19 protein-coding genes and 5 pseudogenes are annotated in these 24,255 nt (G+C 59.8%); 1 reads left to right on the forward strand and 23 read right to left on the reverse strand.

What is annotated here, in order from left to right; genetic code table 11:
* Positions 1–133 precede the first annotated feature (133 nt).
* The gene (locus tag IPK20_07305; protein MBK8016544.1) at positions 134–1,339 is read right to left on the reverse strand and encodes a pyridoxal-dependent decarboxylase, exosortase A system-associated; all 1,206 of its coding nucleotides are present in this window, start codon (positions 1,337–1,339) and stop codon (positions 134–136) included.
* A gap of 32 nt (positions 1,340–1,371) precedes the next feature.
* Positions 1,372–2,980 (reverse strand): annotated as a pseudogene (locus IPK20_07310) (acyl-CoA ligase (AMP-forming), exosortase A system-associated).
* A 244-nt stretch (positions 2,981–3,224) separates the two neighbouring features.
* Here IPK20_07310 and IPK20_07315 point away from each other — a divergent pair.
* Positions 3,225–3,518 carry an acyl carrier protein gene (locus IPK20_07315; GenBank protein ID MBK8016545.1) on the forward strand — a complete coding sequence of 98 codons (294 nt, stop codon included), beginning with the start codon at positions 3,225–3,227 and terminating at the stop codon, positions 3,516–3,518.
* 7 nt (positions 3,519–3,525) lie between these two features.
* Here IPK20_07315 and IPK20_07320 read toward each other — a convergent pair whose 3' ends face one another.
* From IPK20_07320 to IPK20_07420, 21 genes and pseudogenes are all read right to left on the reverse strand, one after another.
* Positions 3,526–3,951, reverse strand: coding sequence for a DUF1761 domain-containing protein (locus IPK20_07320; protein ID MBK8016546.1), 426 nt, complete (start codon positions 3,949–3,951; stop codon positions 3,526–3,528).
* Position 3,952: 1 nt separating this feature from the next.
* Positions 3,953–5,323, reverse strand: a complete 1,371-nt coding sequence (locus IPK20_07325; GenBank protein ID MBK8016547.1) for a TrpB-like pyridoxal phosphate-dependent enzyme — start codon at positions 5,321–5,323, stop codon at positions 3,953–3,955.
* A 94-nt stretch (positions 5,324–5,417) separates the two neighbouring features.
* Positions 5,418–6,664: pseudogene (gene lysA, locus IPK20_07330) on the reverse strand (diaminopimelate decarboxylase).
* Complete coding sequence (locus IPK20_07335) at positions 6,661–6,792, reverse strand: lipoprotein (GenBank protein MBK8016548.1); 132 nt, start codon at positions 6,790–6,792, stop codon at positions 6,661–6,663. The pseudogene lysA and the gene IPK20_07335 overlap by 4 nt, the downstream one beginning before the upstream one ends.
* Before the next feature lie 124 nt (positions 6,793–6,916).
* Positions 6,917–7,663, reverse strand: a complete 747-nt coding sequence (locus IPK20_07340; protein ID MBK8016549.1) for a M48 family metallopeptidase — start codon at positions 7,661–7,663, stop codon at positions 6,917–6,919.
* 195 nt (positions 7,664–7,858) lie between these two features.
* Complete coding sequence (rffA, locus tag IPK20_07345) at positions 7,859–8,998, reverse strand: dTDP-4-amino-4,6-dideoxygalactose transaminase (protein MBK8016550.1); 1,140 nt, start codon at positions 8,996–8,998, stop codon at positions 7,859–7,861.
* A gap of 46 nt (positions 8,999–9,044) precedes the next feature.
* Positions 9,045–9,440 (reverse strand): EamA family transporter, encoded by a 396-nt coding sequence (locus IPK20_07350; protein ID MBK8016551.1) that lies wholly within the window; start codon positions 9,438–9,440, stop codon positions 9,045–9,047.
* A complete protein-coding gene (locus IPK20_07355) occupies positions 9,437–10,027 on the reverse strand; it encodes an amidohydrolase family protein (protein ID MBK8016552.1) in 591 nt (196 codons plus the stop codon). The genes IPK20_07350 and IPK20_07355 overlap by 4 nt, the downstream gene beginning before the upstream one ends.
* Before the next feature lie 205 nt (positions 10,028–10,232).
* Positions 10,233–11,459, reverse strand: coding sequence for an ATP-grasp domain-containing protein (locus IPK20_07360; protein MBK8016553.1), 1,227 nt, complete (start codon positions 11,457–11,459; stop codon positions 10,233–10,235).
* Complete coding sequence (locus IPK20_07365) at positions 11,456–12,184, reverse strand: WbqC family protein (GenBank protein MBK8016554.1); 729 nt, start codon at positions 12,182–12,184, stop codon at positions 11,456–11,458. The genes IPK20_07360 and IPK20_07365 overlap by 4 nt, the downstream gene beginning before the upstream one ends.
* The gene (locus tag IPK20_07370; protein ID MBK8016555.1) at positions 12,177–12,656 is read right to left on the reverse strand and encodes an HAD-IA family hydrolase; all 480 of its coding nucleotides are present in this window, start codon (positions 12,654–12,656) and stop codon (positions 12,177–12,179) included. The genes IPK20_07365 and IPK20_07370 overlap by 8 nt, the downstream gene beginning before the upstream one ends.
* Positions 12,657–12,728: 72 nt before the next feature.
* Positions 12,729–13,883, reverse strand: coding sequence for an ATP-grasp domain-containing protein (locus tag IPK20_07375; GenBank protein ID MBK8016556.1), 1,155 nt, complete (start codon positions 13,881–13,883; stop codon positions 12,729–12,731).
* An 85-nt stretch (positions 13,884–13,968) separates the two neighbouring features.
* On the reverse strand, positions 13,969–14,745 hold the full coding sequence (locus IPK20_07380; GenBank protein MBK8016557.1) for a class I SAM-dependent methyltransferase: 777 nt from the start codon (positions 14,743–14,745) through the stop codon (positions 13,969–13,971).
* A 4-nt stretch (positions 14,746–14,749) separates the two neighbouring features.
* The gene (locus IPK20_07385) at positions 14,750–15,547 is read right to left on the reverse strand and encodes a glycosyltransferase (GenBank protein MBK8016558.1); all 798 of its coding nucleotides are present in this window, start codon (positions 15,545–15,547) and stop codon (positions 14,750–14,752) included.
* Between the two features lie 259 nt (positions 15,548–15,806).
* Entirely contained in the window at positions 15,807–16,784 is a 978-nt protein-coding gene (locus tag IPK20_07390) for a hypothetical protein (protein MBK8016559.1), read from the reverse strand.
* A gap of 490 nt (positions 16,785–17,274) precedes the next feature.
* Entirely contained in the window at positions 17,275–17,991 is a 717-nt protein-coding gene (locus IPK20_07395; protein MBK8016560.1) for a 1-acyl-sn-glycerol-3-phosphate acyltransferase, read from the reverse strand.
* A gap of 39 nt (positions 17,992–18,030) precedes the next feature.
* Entirely contained in the window at positions 18,031–18,564 is a 534-nt protein-coding gene (gene gmhB / locus IPK20_07400) for a D-glycero-beta-D-manno-heptose 1,7-bisphosphate 7-phosphatase (protein ID MBK8016561.1), read from the reverse strand.
* A 27-nt stretch (positions 18,565–18,591) separates the two neighbouring features.
* Positions 18,592–20,684: pseudogene (locus IPK20_07405) on the reverse strand (glycine--tRNA ligase subunit beta).
* Positions 20,685–20,706: 22 nt separating this feature from the next.
* Positions 20,707–21,582, reverse strand: coding sequence for a glycine--tRNA ligase subunit alpha (glyQ, locus tag IPK20_07410; protein MBK8016562.1), 876 nt, complete (start codon positions 21,580–21,582; stop codon positions 20,707–20,709).
* A 231-nt stretch (positions 21,583–21,813) separates the two neighbouring features.
* Positions 21,814–23,554: pseudogene (locus IPK20_07415) on the reverse strand (cation acetate symporter).
* A 152-nt stretch (positions 23,555–23,706) separates the two neighbouring features.
* Positions 23,707–24,034: pseudogene (locus IPK20_07420) on the reverse strand (DUF485 domain-containing protein).
* Positions 24,035–24,255: the final 221 nt, after the last annotated feature.

Here is a 24,255-nt window from a genome sequence, read left to right on the forward strand (position 1 = left end):
CCAGCAGTCCGCATTGGCATCCAGTTCGATGCGGATTCCCGGGGCTTCGATGAACCCCTCGGCACTCCTGCTGAAGGCGCGCGCAGGGGACTGCAACGCGCGCGCGAATTCGACGTCTGCTCGGATCATCTTGTCACACCAGGACTTGCAAGGGTTCGGGATGGCTCAGGAAGTCGCGGGGGCTTGCGGTGAAGCCATAGGCCCCTGACTGGAACACGACGACGAGATCGCCTTCCCGGGCGGATGGGAGTTCCATGCGATCGGCGAGCAGATCCAGCGGTGTGCACAGTGGCCCGACGACAGATGCGCTTTCCATGGGTTCACCGCCCATTCGATTGCCGATGGCAACGGGATAGTTCTTGCGGATGACCTGACCGAAGTTCCCCGATGCGGCGAGATGGTGGTGCAGTCCGCCATCGGCAACGAGGAAGGTGTGGCCGCGTGAGACCTTTCTATCGACGATCCGGCAGACGTACACGCCAGCCTCGCCCACAAGGTATCGCCCCAGTTCGATCACGAGCCGGCAGGACGGAAAGTCCCGTTCGGCCTGGGAGACGAGGTTATCCAGATTTGCGCCGATCGGGCTCAAGTCCAGCCTCGATTCGCCGGGGAAGTAAGGGATGCCGAATCCTCCGCCGAGGTTCAATACTCGAACCGGGGACGGTGCGTGTTCGGCCAGACGGCGGCTCAGTTCGAAACACTTGCACTGAGCCTCCACAATGGATTCGGCCTTCAGATTCTGGGATCCGGCGTAAAGATGAAACCCTTCGAATCCCAATCCCAGACGGCCTATGAATGTCAGCAGTTCGGGCACCGCCTCCGCGTCGACACCGAACTGTTTGGGACCGCCGCCCATCTTCATGCCGGAGGACTTCAGCTCGAAGTCGGGGTTCACGCGCACGGCGACACGTGCCGGGTAGCCAAGCCTCTCCGCGATCGCCGCCAGCTCCTCGACTTCGCGGCGAGATTCCACATTGAGCAGCACACCCGCGGCCACTGCCTGAGTGAGCTCCTTCACTGACTTGCCGGGTCCGGCGAAGCTGATGTCCGAGGGACTGGTTCCGGTGTCCAGGGCGATCCGCATTTCCTTCCCGGACGCGACATCGAGACCGTCCACCATGCCCGCAAGGAAATTCACAAGCACCGGCATGGGGTTCGCCTTCATCGCGTAGTGCAGTTCCACCTGAGCCGGCAATGCACCTCGCAGCTCGGAGACCCGTTCCGAGAGCAGCTTTCGATCGTATGCGTAGAACGGTGTCTGTCCGACGACGTCGGCCAGGCGGGAAATCTTGATGCCACCGACAATCAGTTCCCCATCTTCTATGGGGAACTGATCCATGGGAACGTGCCGCGGCGCCATGCGAGTGTCACTCATGCGGCTGCGGCCTCGCTCTTGCGGGCCACGTACTCGGTCGACAGCAGCTTGCGATCGATCTTGCCGTTCGGGTTGCGCGGGAGCACACCTTCCCGAATTTCCACGACAGACGGAACCTGATAGGCGGGAAGCGACTTGCGGCAAGCTGCGAGAACCATGTTCCCGTCAATGGGCACACTCCCTTTCGCCGTCGCAATCAGAACGATTGCCTGACCCAGCGTGTCGTGGTCGATCCCGAACGCCGCGCATTCCGCGACCAGACCCGTCGCATAGACGGCCTCCTCCACTTCCGTCGGGCTCACGCGGTAGCCTGAGGTCTTGATCATCTCGTCGCGCCGGCCGATGAAGTACAGGTAGCCTTCCTCGTCCATTCGGACCGTATCCCCCGAATACACGGCGATCTCGTCCAGCACGAGACCCGAATGCCGGCCTCCCACGTTGCGGGGCAGCGGTCGGAATCGCTCGGCTGTCTTCTCCGGATCGTTCCAGTAGCCCATCGCCACGAGCGGCCCACGCTGAACCAGTTCTCCCGGCTCGTTAGGCGCGCACGGGCTCCCGTCTTCGCGCAACACCATGACTTCGTTGTTGGGAATGGCCTTGCCGATGGAATCAGGGCGGAGATCGGCCTGCTCCGGGGGGAGATAAGTCGCGCGGAAGGCTTCGGTCAGACCGTACATCAGGTATGGACGTGTGACAGGCAGCCGAGCGCGGAGCGCCTTGAGGGTTTCGAACGGCATGCGTCCACCCGTGTTGGCGAAATAGCGCAAGTGTTCCCCGATGCTTGCCGGCCATTCGATCTGCGTCAGCTGGATCCACAGTGGCGGTACCGCAGTGAGTCCGGTAACCCTCTCCTTTTCCATCGTACGCACGACGTCTCGTGGCATGAGGTAGTTGAGCAGGACCACGCGTGCCCCGGAATGGAATCCCGTCGTGAGCTGAGAGAACCCTGCGTCGAACGAAAGGGGCAGGGCCGCGAGCAGCGTGTCTTCCTTCACGTTTCGAAGGTAGCTCGAGACACTCTTGGCCCCGGTCACCATGTTCCGATGGGAAAGCACGACCCCTTTGGGCCGTCCTGTGCTCCCGGAGGTGTACAGGATCGCCAGCATGTCGCCGTCGGTCATGCCATGGGAGACAGAGCGAGACGCCGAAGGCAGGTCGTTCCACCCGATGACCTCGACTCTTCCCGGGGCCGATGTCCCGGGTATCCCCGTCAGGGACGACATGTTGAAGGTCAGGGCAGCCGGGTAGTACGCCTTTGAGCAAAGCCAGGCGTTCCGCAGTCGTCACCATGACCCGCACGTTGCAGTCCTGGAGGATGTAGGCGACCTGTTCCGCCTTGAGCAGGGGGTTGATTGGAACGAACGTGCATCCCGCCGCCGACGTTCCGAAGGACGCGACCACCGTTTCCAAGCGCTTGTCCAGCCAGATACCGACCCGTTCACCCCGTTTCAACCCCAGTTCCAGCATTGCGGAACCGAATTCCCTCATCCGGGCGGCGAGTTCTCCGTAGGTCAGGGACGTGTCCTGGAATGTCAGTGCGACGCGCTCGGCATCCTTGGACGCCGAATGCTCCACAAGATGGTGCAACAGATACGAATCGGGCATTTTCTGGTCTGGGTGATGTCAGGGCTGGGAGGGCGCGATTCTGCAAAAGGGCAGAACGCGCCAGTTCCCGTCGGTCGCGCAGAATGTGCAGTGCGGCCGGAAGGCCTGCACGCAACATCCGTTCCCTAAGTCTCGAACTGAGATCGCGGAGGGACCGGAGAATTCCCCCTTATGTCGACGGGATCACCTGGACACGACGCGGCGAGGCTACGATGTTCCCGTAGGTCCGGCTTTGGCGGGCGCGATGCTTGCAACTGGAATCCACCCCTTTTTGACGAGGCCGAACGCGGTGAGCACGAGAGACGAAATTGTCGAGATCCTGGATGAAGCGCTGAATCTCAATGGTCGAGGAAGCACGTTCACCAGTGGAACCAGGCTGCTGGGGCAACTGCCCGAGCTGGATTCCATGGCCGTCGTGACCGTGATCGCTGCGCTGGAAGAGCGCTTCGGATTCACGGTCAATGACGACGAGATCGATGGATCCGTGTTCGAAACGCTCGGCAGCATGCAGCAATTCGTGGATGCAAAGCTCGGCTGAGCATGGCTCAGCCGACGTACTTGTAGGCTCCCAGCACGGCGCACATCACCATGATGTGCAGGAACCGGTGGCCGGCTGTTATGGCGATCAGCCTGGGTGACCAACCGGCGAAAAGGTAGTCCGAAACCACCGTGGTGACGACGACGCCCAGGCTCACTACCAGACCAAGCCGCAACGCTCCGCCCAGAGTGGTTGCCCCGCTGCCGACCAGAAGCAAGGCAAGGCTGAACGCAGTGATAACGGTGGCGAGCCCACGCACGACGACGACCACCTTCGGGTCCACCGGGCGCCGGTGAGCCCCGACGCCCAGTGCTGTCTTCCACGCGTTTCCGAACGTCCCTGGCAAGTACCAGATGGCACCGACGATGACGCCTGCCACGGCGGCAAAGACAACCGCCAGATAGTCGATTTGAGACAGGACGTCGTGGATCATGTCACGCCGGCTCCGGAACGGAGGGAAGACCCGCGAGCGCCATGGCCAGTTCGTTTTCGTCGTAGTCCTGATCCGTCAGCTTGCCCGAGAAGTAATCCATATACGCCTGCATGTCGAAATGCCCGTGTCCGCAAAGGTTGAACAAGATGGCCCTGGACACGCCTTCTTCCTTGCAGCGTATGGCTTCGTCGATCGCTCCCCGGACTGCATGATTGGCCTCGGGAGCCGGCAGGATGCCTTCGCTTCGCGCGAAGAGCACACCTGCTTCGAAGCAAGCTGTCTGATGATAGGCCCGCGCTTCGATCAGTCCCAATTCCTTCACGTGGGACACCAGCGGAGCCATTCCATGATATCGCAGACCGCCCGCGTGGAAACCGGGAGGCATGAACGAGGACCCGAGCGTATGCATCTTGGCGAGCGGCGTCATGTGCCCGGTATCACCGAAGTCGTACGCATACTTGCCTCTGGTCAGGCTGGGGCAGGCAGCGGGCTCGACGGCCACCACACGCACCTTTCGCCCTCCTCGCAGCTCGGCGCCGATGAACGGAAACGCAATACCGGCGAAATTCGACCCGCCTCCCGTGCAGCCGACCACCACGTCGGGATAGTCGTCTGCCATTGCCAGCTGCTCGATGGCTTCCTGCCCGATCACTGTCTGATGAAGCAGAACATGGTTGAGGACCGATCCCAGCGCGTAGTTCGTATCGCTTCGGGTGGCAGCGATCTCCACCGCTTCGGAGATGGCGATGCCGAGACTGCCGTTGTTGTCCGGCGACCTGGCCAGCAGGGCTCTACCGAAGTTCGTTTCCATGGAAGGGCTGGGCACACATCGCGCGCCATACGATTCCATGAGGGCGCGCCGGTAGGGCTTCTGGTTGTAGGAAACCCGCACCATGAACACCTGGACCTCGATGCCGAAGAGGGCGCCAGCGAATGCCAGCGATGATCCCCACTGACCGGCGCCGGTCTCCGTGCTGATCTTCCGGATGCCGGCTTCCTTGTTGTAGAAAGCCTGCGCCACTGCAGTGTTCGGCTTGTGGCTGCCGGCCGGGCTTACGCCCTCGTACTTGTAGTAGATCCTGGCGGGTGTCTGCAGGGCCTTCTCGAGGCGGCGGGCGCGGTACAGGGGAGACGGTCGCCATTGACGGTAGACGTCACGCACCGGTCCGGGAATCTCGACCTCACGCTCGGTGGTGACCTCCTGCATGATCAGCGACATCGGGAACAGCGGCGCGAGGTCGTCCGGCCCCACCGGTTTCAGCGTTCCCGGGTGCAGCACCGGCGGCAATGGCACGGGCAAGTCCGCGGCAAGGTTGTACCAGGTCTTGGGAATCCTGGTTTCGTCCAGCAGATACTTCACGCTTTCACTCATCTGTTCTTCCTCCCCCCATGAACGGGCTGTCTGGCTTGCTCCAACTCCGTTCTGCTTGGCATACCTAAGCCCCAAAAACTTTCCGAATATCACATCATTTCAGCACACACAGTTCAAGTTCGAACAGTGAATCCACCTCTTCCCGAGGCCGGATCAAAGTCGCGGAGGCCCTATCCACCATCACCTCCGCTGCGCGGGGCCGGGTGTTGTAGTTCGACGCCATCGACATGCCGTACGCGCCCGCGGAAAGAATCGCCAGCAGATCGCCTTCCTCAAGTGCGAGTTCCCGGTCATGTCCCAGAAAGTCCCCGCTTTCACAGACGGGGCCGACCACTTCGTACAGGCGCGGTTCCGCGGCACGTGGCGTCACGGGAACGATGTCGTGGTGGGCATCGTAGAGAGAAGGCCGCATGAGGTCGTTCATGGCGGCATCGATGACGGCAAAGTTGCGTGCCTCGCCCGGCTTGAGATATTCGACCCGTGCGAGCAGCAAACCAGCGTTCCCCACCAGAGCACGTCCAGGTTCGAAAAGCAGCGTCTGTGACCTGCCGGCAAGCTTCTCGAGCAATGCGGCGACGTACCGTCCTGGGTCGGGCGGGGTTTCGTCGGTGTAGCGAATTCCCAGTCCCCCCCCGAGGTCGAGATGTTCCACGTGGATCCCGGCAGCGGCAAGCTTGTCGACGAGCCGCAAGATGCGATCCAGCGCATCGACGAAAGGGGCTGTTTCTGGGGATCTGGGAACCGATGTGGCAATCGATGCCCAGAACCCGAATGCTTGGCAGATGCGAGGCTTCGCGATAGAGCTCGTAGGCCTCTTCGAATGCAACGCCGAACTTGCTCTCCTTGAGCCCCGTGGAGATGTAGGGGTGCGTCCCGCATCCACATCCGGATTGACACGGAGGCTCACCGACGCGAGATTCCTGGTCTCTGCCGCCAGCCGGAGATGCGCAGGAGTTCGCTGCGCGATTCGACGTTGAAGCAGAGTATCCGCTGCGACAGGGCGAACCGGATGTCGGCTTCGGACTTGCCGACCCCCGAAAAGACCACCTTTCCCGGGTCCCCTCCTGCCGCGAGCACCCGCCTCAGTTCTCCCCCTGACACGATGTCGAAGCCGCTGCCGCGTCGGGCGAACAGGTCAAGGATCGCTATATTCGAATTGGCCTTTATCGCGTAGCAGATCAGGTGGGGTCTACCGGTCAGTGAGTGCTCGAAAGCGTCGTACGACGCGACCAGAGCCGCCTTCGAGTACACGTAGCACGGAGTGCCGAAGTCACGGGCGATGGCGGAGAGCGGCACGTCCTCCGCGTGGAGCTGGCCGTCTTTGAAGTGGAACGGGATCACTTTTTCTCTTCTGCTTTTGCCTTCGCGTCCGCAGGGGGAGCGTCAGTAGGGGGAAGGTACAGCGGTCCCTTGAGACCGCATGCGCTGATCGAGAGCACGACTAGAAGCGATGACAGGACGAGTTTCATCGGAGCATGCAGAGAGGACTCGCACGAGGACAATGGGCCGCTCAGGCGAAAAGCCCGCATCGAAAGGACAGACGGATCGCCTAAGCCGGCATCGCGGTGCCTGAGAACGACGGCAAACAGTATCTCACAGCGACATATAGTGCCGACTGACCGCATTCAGTTCGGAGCGGGCAGATTCGTGGTCAGGAAGAATTCGTTCCACGGCACGCCAGAATCTCGCTGAGTGGTTGAGGTGCAGCAGATGTGCGACTTCATGGGCGACGACGTAGTCGACGAGTCGGGGTGCCGCCTGCATCAACCGCCAGTTCAGCCTGACCTCCCGTTTCGAGTTGCAGCTGCCCCAGCGCGAAGATGCGTCCGAGACAAGGATCGTGGGCAGCGCTACGTCTAGTGCTCCTGCAAAGTGGGCCACCCGGCCGGGAAAGTGCCGACGTGCGTGTCGCCTGTACCAGGCCACGACAGCCGAGCGGACGAACTTCGCACCCCCTCCGGGCGGCGTGCCGACGCGCAGGATGCGATCCTCGCCCAGTTCGGTAAGCGGGAGCAAACGGTCTTCCACAACAGTCAGCGTGACAGGCAGCCCCAGATAGTCGACAGTCTCTCCGGAGCACCACTTACGGCTTCGGATTGCAGGCTTCTGCCGCCATTCGTCCAGCTTGCGTAAGATCCACCGGGAAGTGGCTGCAATGGCGTTCTCTATCGCTGCGGACGATGCGGTCCAGGGTGCACGCACGATGAGTCCACTCTCATCCACCAACAGCGTTATTCGGCGGATCCTCCTGGAACGCCTTAGTACGAAACAGACCTGTACCCCGTTCAAGTAGGTATGGCCAGGCTCGTCGAGGTGGGTGACCGGGAACATGTCCTCCATTTGGTTACGCCTTGTCTTTGAAGGTGAAGCTCACCTCAGTGCGCGACGACATGAGAGGCATTCGAGTGTGGGATCGCGGCCCACCCACTCGGGCTTCTCGCGGTCGTGCGTTCTCTCCGACCTCGGTGATTCACGCGCATATCTGCGATGTTCGAAAATTCAAACGAGAAATTCAAATTGACTCCGAAAGCGCCGCTAGGCCACGGCCTCTAGTGCTTCGTACACAGCCTGAATTACGCGTGGTTGCTCGACCTCCAGGTTGATCCAAAGAGGAAGTCGGACGAGGCGAGATGAGAGCGAGTGAGTATTCAATAGATCGTCCCGTACCTGCCCCCAAGTCTGCCCTGCGGGAGATCCATCAAGGGGCACGTAGTGAAACACGGCTTGAACCTCCTTTCTCTTGAGCGTGTCTATGAACTGGGTCCGCCGATCGAGATCCGGGAGAAGGACGTAATACATGTGGGCATTGTGGGTGCAATGGGGAGGGATAACAGGCCGCCGAAGACGCCCCTGAGTCTCGGCGAGAGCCAGCATCTGATGGTAGACACCCCACAGTTCCATCCTCCGACGAGTAATCGTGTCGGCCTCCTCCATTTGCGCCCACAGAAACGCTGCTACCAACTCCGAAGGCAAGTATGAGGAACCAACATCTACCCACGTGTACTTGTCGACTTGGCCTCGAAAAAATCTCGCCCGGTTGGTACCCTTTTCCCGAATGATCTCTGCGCGCTCGGCGAGTCCAGGGTCGTTGACCAGCAGCGCACCGCCCTCGCCTGAGATGATGTTCTTGGTCTCATGAAAGGACAACGCAGCCAGATGCCCTATAGAACCGAGAGGGCGACCCTTGTAGGATGACAGGATACCCTGTGCCGCGTCTTCAACGACCCACAGACCGTGTTTTCTGGCGATCGACATTATGGAGTCCATGTCGCAGCCAACGCCAGCATAGTGTACGGGCACGATGGCTCTGGTGCGCTCGGTGACGGCTGCTTCAATCTTGGATTCGTCGATGTTGAGTGTGTCCGGGCGAATATCTACGAACACTGGGCGACCACCGCGCAACACGAATGCATTGGCCGTCGAAACGAACGTGTACGACGGCATGATGATTTCGTCCCCATCTTTGATGTCGAGAAGTAGGGCCGCCATCTCGAGAGCCGCCGTACACGAGTGCGTGAGCAAGGCACGGTGAGCTCCTGTTCTCGATTCGAGCCAGCCGTTGCACATTCTGGTGAACTCCCCATCTCCGGCCAGTTGTCCTCTCGCGTGGGCCTGGGAGATGTACCAAAGCTCCTTTCCCGTCATGTAAGGTTTGTTGAAAGGGATCCAAGTCATGATTTCGGATTTTCTCCAGGGAATTCGCGCAATGGGGGAGAGCGAGCTAGCCTCTCGCAATCATCGTGAGGCCCCCCACCACCATAAGCGTGCCGCTCAGCTTGGCCAGACTCAAGGACTCTCCGAGAAAGACCACTCCAAACAACATCACGATAACGAACGCGAGGCTCATGAAGGGATATGCGTATGCGAGATCGAAACGCGTCATCGCGGCCATCCATGCCAGCGAGGCAACGAAAGCCGAGAAAAGACCCGTGAGGATCCATGGATTCAGGAACTGGCGCAGCAGGAAAACGATCTTCTCGGTTGTCCCCGGAGGTAGAGAGCCTGCTGTTCCCATCTGCCACTTTAGGACCAGCTGCCCATAGATCGTAAAGGCTAGCGTCAAAGCGATAAATGCATGACCGACGATATCGAATCCTGTTGTGGCAATTCTGTTCATTCGTTTCCTTCTCTAGGGAGAGCGTATCCGGCAAACAGCTTCTCCAGGTTGCGGAACAGAAGGTTATCCCGACGTTCCGAATCGACGTCTATAGCCAAATCCTCGAAACGTCGAAGTGTCTCTGCGAGGCTGAACTCTGGAAAGTCGGAGCCGATGGTCATGAGCCTGTCGGTGCTTTTCATGAGGAAGTTCATGTCGCAGTCGAGTCTGCTGTTGCCTTTGTACCGCAAGATAGTGAATGAGAGATCCAAGAGCAGGTTGTCGTTGCAGCGTACGATCTCGTACAGTTCCATCATTGTTGGCCCGGTACCATGCAGCAACAGCATCTTGGTATCTGGGCAGGCTGAAGCTAGGTAGTCGACTACGTCGGGCGCGTGGCGGGTTGCACGTCCTCGCTGGCGAAATAGGGTATCCAAGAAGACGACTAGCCCTACTTCGCCAGCGACATCGAGCGCAGCGATCATCTTTGGATCGAGTGGATCGTAGCCATTGAGACGAGGATGCAGTTTGATGCCTGCAAACCCCAGAGCCTTGATCTTTTCTGACGGCGACCTCGACCCGTCTCGTCGTGGCGTGAATGTGGGGATTGAGTCCTGCTATCGGAACAAAGCGCCCAGGGTAGGCTCTCGCAGTCGACATGACGATTTCGTTGTCCACGAAATCGGCAATCGCCACCAAGCACGCGCGCGGCGAGCCAACGGCATCCATTGCACCAATCAGGCTTCCGACGGATGCATCGCAGCTAGTCTCCCCCGAACCAACGGCCATCCCGGGTTACGTGGGTCAGGGGAATCAAAGAATCTCACTCGATTCGCGCCTCTGTACCGTCGTTGTCTTCGCTCGTATGAGTGCTGCTGCTGACATCGATGCAACAATTGCGTCCCTAGCGCGATTCGCGAGACAGACGACGAAGCCGAGCCGGTCTTCCTTCTGTCGTAGGGAACCCACCCAGTCACCGACGTCGTGAAACAGATGAACGCAGTCCACACTTGGAGCGGACTGTGCCTCTTCGACTCCGAATATGGATTCGATCCGTCCAGGTGGGACGCGAATGAACTCGATGTTGCCGCCACGAAACTCAGGCAATACCTGCACTTCAGGTCGACGATTGAGAGCGAGTTCTATCAGCGTGCCCACGGTGTCGACTCCACTGACATGTGGCAGCACACGCTGGTAGATGCAAACTCCTCCGCCTCGTGCTGCGACATCGATAGGTGTCATGACGCCTTCGGAAATGATGTACTCAGCGTGAACCAATCCAGACTCGACAGCAAGGCTCTTTATGAGTTTGTCATTGCACTCCTTGATAGCCTGTTCGGACATCGGCAAGTCGAGGCATCCGTAGGTGATTCTTTCGCTTACGGTCGGGTTATCCAAGTAAGGAGTCTTCACCGCGATACCGAGGCAGTGAGCTCGGCCGTGAATCACGATGGAATCGACGATGATCTCGACCCCACGAATGAACTGCTGTATCAAGACGTGTTTCTTTTGGCTACGCCCTAGAGCATACTGGTACGCAACAGAAAGTTGCGCGCGATCACGTACGACACTAACGCCCTGCCCAGACTGACAGTCGACTGGTTTGACGATCCAAGGTGGTTGCAGAGCCGCTACTGCATCGTCGATCGAGGCTTCGTCAGACAAGAGTCTCTGACAGGGCACATGCAGCCCCGCCCGCTTGGCACAATCGGTCATCCGGGACTTGTCGGTGCAGTTCACGGCGGCTGCTTTTCCGATCCCGACCAGACCGAGAGCCTCCGCCACGGTTGCAGCCGTCTTAACTCCGGTATCTGTCGTGTCGCAAACGATGGCGTCGACGCCGTGACGTCGAGCCGCGGCCAACGTTTCGTCAGGGGAGCGGATGTCCGCGATCTCATACTCATCCGCCAATTCGAAACCAGGCCGGTGTGAAAGACCATCTGTCGCCAGTACGCGGCATCCCATGGCCTTCGCCCTTCGGATCGTCGGGATTTGCCATGGGCCCGCGCCAAGAACGTGCACCAGCGGAACCCTGTTCATGACGATGTTGGCACTTCGTCACGCCAACCCCAGATGTACCACGGCGCGCGCTCTCCGACATTGAAAAGTAGGTCCAGAATTGTCACTCCGTGCGCGAACGGAGGAAACCTCTGAGGATACTCCGGGTAACCCGAATAGTCCTTCCACCTCAGTTCCACGTCGATATCCTGGAAGCGTTCGGGAACGATGTAGTCTTTCGCAGATGGACCGGATACGTAGGTCGTCGCCCCCGATTTCTGGACGAGGTCAACCAATCTGTCCAGCTTTTGCCCTACGGCTGCGTACTGGCGAGAATCCGCGAACTGTGTCGAGATTCCGAGAAATTCCGTCGAGATCAAGCGGATCAACGTTTGGTTGAGTTCGGATAGATTGAGCCAAGTCCTTCCAAGATAGATCTCCTGCATTGCATCCCGATACCGGTCGAAGTACGGACACTTTCCGTAGTTCTGCGTGATCGTGCGCCAATGCTTCGCCTGCCAACGCGAATCCGGGATGGTGACATCGCAAATGAGGCGTTTTCGGTTCTCCCCCACAGGAATGGAGATCCAGTCGACGCCGCCTGCTGCCTTTATCTGGTTGCGGTTCCTCCAATCTGCTGTCGTGTACTGATTGTCATCGTAGAAAATGAACAGATCCACGTCATGAATGATGTCGAAGTATCCTTTCCACGGAACATAGTTCGACTGGAGAATCGCCACGCGCCGAGATGGCGCAACATCAGTCATGCCGGCCCCCTCGGAGAGGCAAGTACCACTGAAGTTCAGAGAGGGTCTCCAAGTGTGTCACGGTCAGTGGCCGACCCAGGGCACGGCGTACCAGTGACTGGCTGAAATTGAAGAAGCCGCCTTCTCTTCGAATGAAGAACGCGTGCCGGAAGCCTGCACTGAGCGAACCATCGATGTCCCTGAAGATGTTGTCACCTACCATGACCAAGTCGTGGGCGGGAATACACATCGCGTCGGCGACTGCTCCGAATGCCTTGGGATCAGGTTTGCTCGTGTCCAGGTCGCCTGTGGGCACGATCGCATCTACCATGGAGTCCAAGCCAGATGCGAGGAGCTTCAACCGCTGCGAGGCGGGCGGGTTGTCCGAAAGAATCCCGAGTCGCAGCCCAGAGAAACCCAGCTGTTCCAGGGTCGACACCACATCTGGGTAGAGGAAATCGCCGGTGGGGCGGGCGCCCCGGTAGAAATCCATCAACGACGCCCGCGACTCTTCTCCCAGGTTGAGCTGGCTGCAGAGCGCATCAAAAAGATGGGAACGGTTCCCTTACTCGATGATCTGCAGCGCGAGCGCGACAAAGGTGTTGCGGGCGGGCAGGAAAGTCTTTGCCTGCTCCCAAGTGATCTCGAGCTTTCCCCACATCCAGCGCTTCTGGTCGAAGAGTGTCATCCAGATCGAAGACGATCCCCGAATCCCGGTGAGATTCACCTTCGACACGGCACGTTCTGCAAGATAGCGAATCGTTCGAGTCGCGCGTGAGTCTGAATGATCAGCGTCAGAAGCGCCGTTGCCGTGAAGCAGGAAACGCACAGGATTGAGACCAGTCGCTAGCGTAAGAGGGAGCGAAGTACCTGCTCGTGCGTTGAGATCCGAGACGTAGCTCCCGGAATCCGTATGCAGGACCTGAAGATTCATCAGGCCCAAGGCTCCTCGACGCGCCAAGTTACTGATGGTGGCGAGCGCCACCTCCTGCACAGGCTGGGGTGCCCCAGGTTCCCCCAATATCGCGAAACCGCCGAGCGTACGAACCCTGCGGCGAAAGCCCATGTCTGACATGCGGCCGTCGACGTCGATCGCGAAGTCAACCGAGTACTCGTCGAAGTTGTCCAGGCAGCTCTGCCAAACTAGATCGTCACGATAAGCGCCTATGGCAACGGCGTCGGCCGCAGTAGCAGCCACGTGCACCCCTTGGCCACCCCAACCACGCCGTGGCTTGGCAATCAAAGGAAACGCTGCATCCGGGGAGAGAGGAGAGCTATACGTTGGAAGTCTGGCAATGCCGCACTGGTCGAGCCAATCGTAGAACTGGCGCTTGTCCGAACTCAAGGAAAGCACTCGTGCACTCGATACGTATGTCGTGATTCCCATGGCAGCAAACCGTTCCCGGTTCTTGCAGAGAAGATCGAGCTCATGATCTGTGGATGGAAAGATCACCGTCACTCCCTGCGAGACGCAGAGGTCGGCTACGAACTCGACGAAAGCGGTCGGTTCATTGAGCAGCGGCGCCTCAAAGAAAGCGTCGGAGAAGTACCTTGAGACATTCTCGACATGGCAATCAGCCACGATCACCCTGACTGCGGAGAGCTGTCGCAACGCTTTCACTACGGACAAGCCCTGAAAGCCTCCACCCGAGAGCACCAGAACAGTAGTGGAACGTCTGCGGATGTTGGGCGGACGGACTTCCTCACGAGGATAAGTCATGACGCCTATTCCTCTGGTCAACGTGACGGCGCCGTACGCGTTACGTCGGCACCATGCGGCATTTGGACGGGCTCAAGAATAGCGACTAGGCGCTGCCAGGCGGTTGGGCAACCGCTTCAAGATAGATCGCGTTCGAAATCTCTGGATAGTCTCTTGACATCGTCAAGAGTGCACTCCAAACGGCATTGGATAGATTCAGTGCATTCAACTGCGCGGTGGTGAACGGCTTCAGCATCATGCCTTCCTCGACTCTTACCTGGAAACCGCATCTTTGGATCAGGTCGCGTACCGATTCCGAATCGAAGTATCTCTTGTGACCAAGTGATCGGTCAGACTCGGAGAGCACGTACACGTCGGGAAGCATGCCACTGAGGTGTCCGATCACTCGGTGCAGCGATCGAGCGTTCGGCACTGCCACGAACAATCTTCCTCCCGGCGCCAGGAGCGAGCGCATGCGATGCAGAACGACTCCAGGGTCATCCACGTGTTCGAGGACGAAACCGGCTTCTATGACATCGAATTGACCGGCGTACTCGAACGTCTCGAAATATCCCTCGATGATTCGCAATCCCTGAGGACAAGGTGCTATGGTCGAAGAAAATACATCGATGATCTTCGGAGAAGCGTCGACGATCACATACTCTTCAAATTGGCCGTTCCCCAACTGCTGGAGAATTCGAGACGCGACTTCCATATGACCGATACCCAGACTGAGCACAGATCTCGCGCGACTTGTCTCGACGTACCCGGCAACCTTATCGCCGTAGGCGGCGTGAACGATGATGTTCTCACGAAAATAAGGAAACACACTTTCGTAAGACGAGGCGTGACTGTCGAGTTGGCTTGGAAGTGGTGACGTCATCGAATTAGCGATAGATCTGTTTGACAATGAAATTGGGCCGAGCTTGAACCTGATTGAAGACTTTGCTCAAGTAGATGCCGACAAGACCGATGGACGTGGTGAGAATGCCCAGATTCAGAGCGACCAACGCCATGACGGAAGTGAAGCCGATCAAGGTGTCATCGAACATGAGCTTGCGGAGTAGAAGGTACGCGACATACGCAATGCTGAGGCCGGTGATCGAGATCCCGAAGTTGAACAAGAGAACAAGTGGCCGTGACGAGAAGGAGCTTACGGCGTTCACCATCAGCCGGACCCGTTTCATCAGAGTGTAAGTGCTCGTTCCGTCGCGCAACCCCTTCGGCACCGCGATGCCGATCTGATCGAATCCGGTCCAGGTCATCATGCCGCCCAAGAACAGATTCCTGTCTCCGAGTTGTAACAGGGCGTCCACGAATCGTCTGCTCATTATCCGTTCGGTGGTCATGTTCTCCGGAACTCTGATCTCACTCAACAGGTTGAACCCCTTCCAGAACAAGCCACCGGACGAGCGTTCGAAGAGACCTCCCTTGCGGAACTCCTGGTAGCCGTATACCAAGTCGCACCCGGTTTCCAGGATCTTGCTATAGAACGCGGAGAAAACGCTCGGGGACACTTCCAGATCGCAGTCAATCAGGAAGACGAGTTGACCTCGGGCATGCACCATGCCGGCCTGAAGTGCATGATGATGGCCAAAGTTCCTCGATAGATCTAACACGACCAACTGAGGGGATGTCGCGTTGTCGTTTGAGTGCGAACGCCAGAGAATCGTCTGGCGATCCATCGTTGACAAGAATGATCTCAAACGACTCGACGTTTGCCGCCTGGAGCGCATCAATGCACTGATCAAGGAATTGCGGCAGGTAGGCGCGCGACTTGTACAAGGTCGAGACAACGCTGACGACGGGAGGCGTCGGATCTGGTCTAACCGGCTCAGTCAATGCGAACGTCACGCCTTGGTACCCCTGTGCCAATATTTATCGATGGACTACACGAGGACCCGGGTGGATGTCCGCGTTCATGTTTTTGCTCCCGGTGTCAACTCAGCCGTGGCGTCGTTCAGGAGGCGGCGTACCCCGTGAATTGCCGCTGGCAGAAGAAGTACGAACAGTGGTGTGTGCGCACTGGACCTCCTGGAGGTTGGACATCGTGGACCATGCCGCTAAGGGCACCAAGGAGAAGATAACGCAGCTCCTGAGAAATTGATCGCTGTCACGCCACCCAGCCATCGCGAGCAGGATCAATGGGATGTCCGCCAACAAAGGTGGATATCGCAACCCCGATTCCAGTGCATCCTTGGCATTCTTGATTGTTTGGGCAACGATAGAGAACGTTGGGTCGGATGGGCCTGAGTTCGGAAAATATCTGCATAGCAGGGAATATGTGGCTAACCCGGCTGCACCGAGCAAGACTGCGCCAAGTACGGCCGACCATTTTCGCTCTGTGCGCAGTCCGGCGATCAAATACAGTGCTGGCATCACGAGAGTGTCGTACTTGATGAGAATGCTGGCCGGCAGAGCAACGAGCAAAGGCAGCAGGCGGAATGCTCTGACCAGATGAAGCAGAATGATCCAGGCAAGTAGACCCGGGCGATCCCAAGGATGGAAGTAGTGAAGGAAGTACGTAAGCGGCAGAAGTAAGGCCATGCCCAGGAGACCACCGAACGCCCATTGTGGACTAAACCAGAACCGCAGATAGGCGTAAAGAGCGACAAGGGCTACAAAGAGAAACGCCGAGTCAAGCAGGAAATACGCTTGCGCGACATCCGCGCCAATCGACTTTCGGAGAAACTCTGCCGCGAATATGGAAGCAATTCGGATGTTCGTGCGGCGTGCACCAATTTCTGACCAAGTCTTCCCTTCTGGCGGGGTGTTGTTAAGAATGGCGAAGTGCAATTCCGATCTCTTTACCGCCAATTCTTTCGAATAGATCGTCTCGGCACCGATCCAGCCTTGAGAGATCAAGGTAACGATCGCGCAGATTGCAAGTACGAACAGATGTCTCGGTGCGATCCTACGCAAGTGCGACTCCTCGTCTGCGTGTGACTTGCGACTGAAAACGGAATCGAAGGGCCAACCCCATGATCGAAGCCGGAACATTTCTCTGGCCGCAATTGGCGAGCTGGTGGAATCCGTTGCTTGGTTTGTTACTTGGCCGTCCAATTCTCACGGCGGCTGGGCCGCACACACTACCCGGAGGGGCGGGACAACGAGCGGCCATTTGGATCACGCAAAAACAAGGTCTCTGAAAGCAAACCGGGTGCCATTTGGGTGAGTAGTCCAAGAGGTGAAAGCAGTCGGAGTGGGCCGGCATGTCGGCTTTCACCTTCAGGGATGGCGGATGGGGCTAGGTGCCTCTCAAATGTGACAATTCTTACTCGGGAAACCCGGACCACAACGAGAGCCACTTGCCGCAATACAGCCAACAATGCCCTGTCACGTGCACGGTCTTGTCAGGCAGACAAGGCTGACCGCCTTCGGTAGCAGCGGAAACTGCAGTCTCTGTTGTTGGTCACGCCCGCGCGGAGCCCAGCCGTTCGACTTCCGTCTCGATCCACGTTTCCACCTGCCGGTTGAACTGTTCGGCCTTCAATCCCCTCGGGTCCATGGGGGGGCCGATGCTCACGACGATCGTGCCCGGACGCTTGAGGAAGGCGCCCTTGGGCCATACCGTTCCCGCATTGTGAGCGATAGGCACGACGGGGGTTCCCGTCTGCACGGCCAGCCAGGCCCCTCCGACGAAATATTGCCCCCGCTCGCCCGGTGCCACGCGCGTGCCTTCGGGGAACATCACGATCCAGAAGCCGCGAGCGAGGCGATCCCGACCCTGCTCCAGCATCTGTTTCAAGGCTCGCAGACCGGAACCCCGGTCGATGGCGATGGGGTTCGTCATGGCGAGTCCCCACCCGAAGAACGGGATGCTCAGCAGTTCCCGCTTGAGCACCCACACCTGGGGCGGAAGGAGCACCTGGAAGGCAAGCGTTTCCCAGGCCGATTGGTGCTTGGCCAGCACGATGCTGGGCGAGGAGGGCAGATTGTCGCCCCCGATCACTCGATACCGGATGCCGCAGATGGCAGTCGCCAGCCTGACCACGAGGCGGGACCAGAGCGTGATGATCCGGTAGCGGGCGATGAGCGGCAACGGAAACGTCAGCAGCGCGATGAACGAAAAGACCACCGTCAGCATCGACTGCAGAAGAAAGAAGAGGGTCGAGCGGACGACGATCATGGGTTGCCTTCGCCGCCTGGCTGCCGCATCGCCCGCGAATCAGCCGATGAGGTGTTCCACCGCCTCGGCCAGATCGGCATAGACCGCGGTGTTCTCCGGCAGGCCTCCGGCATCGCGCGTCTTCTTTCCCTTGCCGGTAAGTACCAGGATCGGCTTCGCACCGACGGATGCGGACGCCTGAAGATCACGCAAGGAATCTCCGACGCTGGGAGCTCCGGTGAGGTCGACGCCGAAACGTTCGGCGATCTCATGGAACATGCCTGCGCGCGGCTTCCGGCATTCGCAGTTTGCATCGGCCGCACAGGGACAGTAGAAGATGGCGTCGATGCGTCCGCCGAGCTGACTGACAAGCCGGATCATCTTTTCGTTGATGGCATTGAGCGTCGCCATGTCGAAGAGCCCACGACCCACGCCGGACTGGTTGGAGGCCACCACGACGTGGTAGCCGGCGTGGTTCAGCCGCGCGATTGCTTCGGCACTGCCGGGAATGAGGCGGAACTCCTCCGGGCATTTGACGAACTGGTCGCTGTCGTAGTTGATGACGCCGTCGCGATCGAGGATGGCAAGGCGCACGTTCCCTCCGCGTTGATGGTGAGCCGGTCAGGCCGCCAGGCGGGAGATGTCCGCCACGCGGTTCATCAGTCGTTCGAGGCGGGACAGCAGCGCCAGGCGGTTGTTGCGGATGAGCGGTTCGTCCGTCATCACCATCACCTGATCGAAGAATGCGTCGACTGCCGGACGAACGCCGGACATCAGCTTGAGAGCGTCGGTGTAGTCCTCGTTCCTGACGAAGGAGTCAACCGACGGCTCCAACGACCGCACCGATTCGAAGAGCGACTTCTCGGCTGCTTCCGGCATCAGGGCAGGGTCGGGCTCTCCCGGCACACCGTCCGACTTCTTGAGAATGTTCCTGATCCTCTTGTTCGCCGCCGCGAGGCTCTGCGCCTCCGGCATCGCGAGAAATTGCCGGACCGCCTCGACTCTGGGGATCACGAGATCGATCCGGGTGGGGAACTGCGAAATCACGGAGTCGACCGTGCCGGCATCGTATCCGCGTTCGCGCAGGTAGTGGCGCAACCGCTCCAGCATGAACCCGTGCAGGTCCGTCGCGACGCTCTGTGACACGGTTTCGCCCTGGAACTTCGCTCGCGCGAGATTCAGCAATTCGACCAGGTCCAGCGGCAGCGGCTTCTCCACCAGCATCCGCAGGACGCCCAGCGACGCGCGGCGCAGTCCGAACGGATCCTTGTCTCCCGTGGGGACGAGGCCGATGCCATAGATGCCGGTCAGCGTATCCAGCTTGTCGGCAAGCGACGCTGCGGCCCCGATGTTGTCTGCCGGGAGTGTGTCGTTGGCGAATCGCGGGTGATAGTGGGCTTCGATGGCCGCGGCGACCGAGTCGTCCTCGCGATCGTGCCGTGCGTAGTACATGCCCATGATGCCCTGAAGCTCGGGGAACTCCCCGACCATGTCGGTCACCAGGTCGGCCTTGGCCAGACGGGCCGCACGTTCCGCCTTGTCGGCATCGGCGTGGAGCAGCGAGGCGATCTCGGCGGAAAGCCTGGCGATGCGCTTCACACGGTCGAGCTGGCTGCCGAGCTTGTTGTGATAGACGACTGCGCCGAGCTTCTCCACGCGGCTTTCGAGCGGTGCCTTGCGATCCTGGTCGAAGAAGAACTTCGCGTCTGCCAGCCGGGCACGCAATACGCGCTCGTTCCCCCGGATGATGTCGGAGGGATCGTCGGTACGCAGGTTGGAGACGATGAGGAATGTCGGGAGCAGCTTTCCGGCACTGTCCACCAGGGGAAAGTACTTCTGATGCTGCTTCATGGAAAGGATCAGGCACTCCTGCGGCACAGCAAGGAAGGCCGGGTCGAACTTTCCCGAGTAGACGACGGGGTGCTCCACGAGGGCCGTCACCTCGTCGAGCAGCGCGTCGTGCTCGGCAAGACAGGCGTGCTGTCGTTCCGCCGCGGACTTGAGCGCCTCATGGATCTTCCCGCGGCGTTGCATGTATCCGGGCACGACGGCGCCCTGCGCCTCGAGCTGTCTTTCGTAGGTCGACGCGGACTCGATGGCAATGGGGCCTTCGCTCAGGAATCGGTGCCCGAAGGTCTCGCGACCCGCATCGAGCCCCAGGGCACGGACGGCGACGACAGTCGAACCGTGCAGGGCTACCAGCCGATGCGCCGGACGGACGAAGTGCACGTCCGTTCCGTCGGGCCGCTGGTAGCGCATGACCTTGGGGATGGGCAACTGGGCGATCGCTTCGTCCAGCGTCGACTGGAGGGCGGCAGACAATGTGATACCCGGCGCGACGAAGCTGTAGTAGAGCGTGTCCTGTTTGCCGTCCGATGCCCGTTCGAGCGATGCCGGATCGACATGCGAGGCATTCATCGCCGCCAGTTTCTTCTGCAGGGCCTGCGTCGGGTTCCCTGCGCGTCGAATGCGACGGAGACGGGCAGCACCTTTTCGCGTCGCGCCTGATCCGGCGACTTCTCAAGCACGCCGTCCACGCGCACGGCGAGCCTCCGAGGAGTGGCGAAAGCGTCCGTCCGTGCGCCCTCCGCGACCATTGCGCGCTTCCTCAGACCCTCTGCGATCTTCTGCGCGAAGACGTCTCCGATCGTGGAGAGCGCCTTGGGGGGGAGTTCTTCGGTGAACAGTTCGACCAGGAGGGGCTGTTGCGTCATCTTTCGTTCGACTTGGTTCTCGTCAGGCGGCTTTCAGCATGGGAAAGCCCAGGCGCTCGCGCGATTCGTAGTAGGCCTGCGCCACCATGCGGGCGAGTGCCCGGATGCGGCCGATGTATCCGGCGCGTTCCGTCGTGGAAATCGCACCGCGCGCATCGAGCAGATTGAACGTGTGAGCGCTCTTCAACACCATCTCGTATCCCGGCAGAGGCAGACCGGCTTCGATCAGGCGCTTGGCCTCCGATTCGAAGGCGTTGAACTGCTGCAGCAGCCACGCCACGTTGGAATGCTCGAAGTTGTAGGTGGATTGCTCCACTTCGTTCTGGTGGTATACGTCCCGATAGGCGATTCCGGGTGTCCAGACCAGATCGAACACGTTCTCCTTCGACTGGATATACATGGCGAGCCGTTCCAGGCCATAGGTGATTTCGCCCAGTACGGGCTTGCAGTCGAGCCCACCTACTTGCTGGAAGTAGGTGAACTGCGTCACTTCCATGCCGTTCAGCCAGACTTCCCACCCGAGTCCCCAGGCGCCCAGCGTCGGATTTTCCCAGTCGTCTTCCACGAAGCGGATGTCGTTGCGCCGCGGGTCGATGCCGATGGCCTCGAGCGAACCGAGGTAGAGATCGAGAATGTTCTCGGGCGAGGGCTTCAGCACGACCTGGTATTGATAGTAGTGCTGCAACCGGTTCGGGTTGTCGCCGTACCGGCCGTCCTTGGGACGGCGCGAGGGCTGTACATAGGCTGCGCGCCACGGTTCAGGGCCCAGCGCCCGCAGGAACGTTGCGGTATGGGAGGTTCCAGCCCCGACTTCCATGTCGTATGGCTGGAGCAGTGCACAGCCCTGTCTGCCCCAGTAGGACTGGAGCGTCAGGACGAGGTCTTGGAAGGTGAGCATGTTCTGTCCGGCGCCAGACCGCGGCTCGGAGGGCGAATCGAATAAACCACGATTCTAGCCCGATTCATCCTCGATTCCCCGGGTTTCCCCGCGCATCATCTTGAGTTCTCATGCTATTCGCAGTCCCGTGGACGGAACGGCGAATCCGCCCCGAAGGCGGGCAAAAACGTCGCCAAAACAAAAAACCCCCGGGGTCAGCCCGGGGGTTCGAGGTCGAAGGATGCAGGGGCGTCAGTGAGCCACGGCGCCCTCGGCATGAATGCCCGTGTTCTGCCGGACGTACAGTTCATCCCACATCTCGTCCGCACGCTTGTCACGGTAGAGGAGGGATCCGATGATGACCGCCAGGAAACCCAGCGGAATCGATATGAGGCCGGGATTCTTGAGCTGGATCAGCGGCTGTTCGAGGCCGACGAGGCTCGTCGTGGCACCACCGAGCTTCGTGACGGCATCCTGCGCGGTCTTCTTGGCCTTCTCCTGAGCGGCAATCGCGGTCTTCACCTTTTCCTGCGCAGCGGGGTCCGTTGCAGCGGCCAGATCCGCGTTCAATGCCACGAGCTTGTCGTCGGCCGCCTTGATGGCCTTTTCGCTGTTGGCCTTGACGACCGTGGGGTAGGTCATGTTCGGCGAAACCATCACCAGTGCGATTGCGGACAGCGCACCGACGATCATGCCGGTCACGATGCCGCCGGTGTTGCAGCGTCTCCAGTAGAGCGTGAGCAGCACGCAGGGCAGATTGCTGGACGCCGCGACCGCGAAGGCCAGTGCCACCAGGTGCGCCACGTTCTGCCCCTTGGCCAATATGCCGATGAGGATGGCGGCAATGCCCACGATGATGGACGACACCCGCGCGGCTCGAACCTCCTGTTCCTGCGTGGCATGTTCGCCCTTCACCACGCCCACGTAGATATCGTGGGACATGGCCGAGGCCGATGCGAGCACGAGGCCGGCGACCACCGCCACGATCGTGGCAAAGGCGACGGCGGCGACGAATGCGAGGAAAAGATTGCCCAGCATGCTGTCGGGACCGCCGCCCAGGAACTGGGCGAGCAGCGGACCCGCCATGTTGCCGCCTTTGTCGATGCGGGTGATCTCGGCCTGGCCCACGTTGATTGCCGACCCGAGTCCGAGGAACAGAGTCAGCACGTAGAAGCCGCCGATGATCGCCATGGCCCAGATCACGGAAGTGCGGGCGTCCTTGGCAGTAGGCACGGTGAAGAACCGCATGAGAATGTGCGGCATCCCCGCGGTTCCGAGAACCAGCGCCATCCCCAGAGAGATCTGGTCGATCGGATTCTTGAGGAACAGGCCCGGCTCGAGGAACCGCTGGCCGAGTTCCTGCGGCGTCATGTTCTTCGCCGCATCGCCGATCAGCTTGGTGACCTGGCCCTGCACGTTCACGGAATCGACGGCGGCCTGCAGGAATCCCGGCAAGGAGAATCCATAGGGAGCCCAGGTGAAGATCACGAGCAGGGGCCTTGATGATCTGAACCCACGTGGTCGCCACCATCCCGCCGAAGAGCACGTAAGCGAGCATGAGTACGCCCACGACGATCACCGATATCTCGTAGTCGATGCCCACGAGCGTCTTCACCAGCACGCCGCCACCGACCATCTGCGCGGTCAGGTAGAAGATCGAGACCGTGATGGTCGAAACGGCGGCAACGGTCTTCGCCGACTTCGGATCATTGCGGAAGGCGAGGATGTCGCCCAGCGTGTACTTGCCGATGTTGCGGCAAGGCTCGGCGATCACGAGCAGCACGGTGATGTAGGCCACCAGCCAGCCCACCGAATACATGAACCCGTCGTAGCCATAGAGGGAGATCAGTCCGGCGATACCCAGAAAAGAGGCGGCCGAGAGGTAATCTCCGGCGATCGCCCAGCCGTTCTGGATGCCGCTCACCGAACGTCCGGCCGCATAGAACTGGCTTGCGCTCTTGACGCGTTTCGCAGCCAGGTAGGTGACGTACATCGTGAGAGCGATGATCAGGCCGAACACCAGGAACGTGAGCCAACGGAACTTGTCGCTCACGGCGCTCGTGTCGGCGGCCAGAGCGGACGTGGACAGGGCGGACAGGCCAAGGGCCGTGGATGCGAATGCGGGCAGGTGCTTTGCGAATGGCTTCACTTGCTGCCTCCCAGCGTGTGCGCGATGCGGTTGATTTCTTCGTTCATCGTGTCGAACTCGCTGTTCGCCCGCCGGGCATAGATCCAGGCGATGCCCCAGGCGACGATGAATTCCGGAAAGAGCGAACAGCAGACCGACGTTGACAGGCCCCCACACCTTCACCTTGAAGAGGTCAGTGAAGTAGGCGGCGCCGATCGGAAGGAGAAAATAGTAGACGATCGAGAAGACCATCAGGCCCCAGAGAAACCGGGACTTCTTGTTGTGCAGTGCCTGGAATCGGGGATCCCGGTCGATCGCGACCCAGTCCATCGGCTTGTCGGCCATGGGCTTCCTCCTCTGTCTGGAAATGTGAACCGCTGTTTTGTTCCGGCCCGCACGGAGCGCCGCAACTCCCGAACTCCCAAACTGCCCGCATGTTCTTGAACTGTGCGCGAGCGCGCCCGCATGGCCGGCCGAGGATATTAGCCGTCCTGTCAAAAGTCAAAAGCGATGCCGATGTCGGGATGTCGCGAGGCTGCGCATGCACGTGAACGAAAGCGGGACCC

Source organism: Betaproteobacteria bacterium, assembly GCA_016713305.1.
Classification (GTDB): domain Bacteria; phylum Pseudomonadota; class Gammaproteobacteria; order Burkholderiales.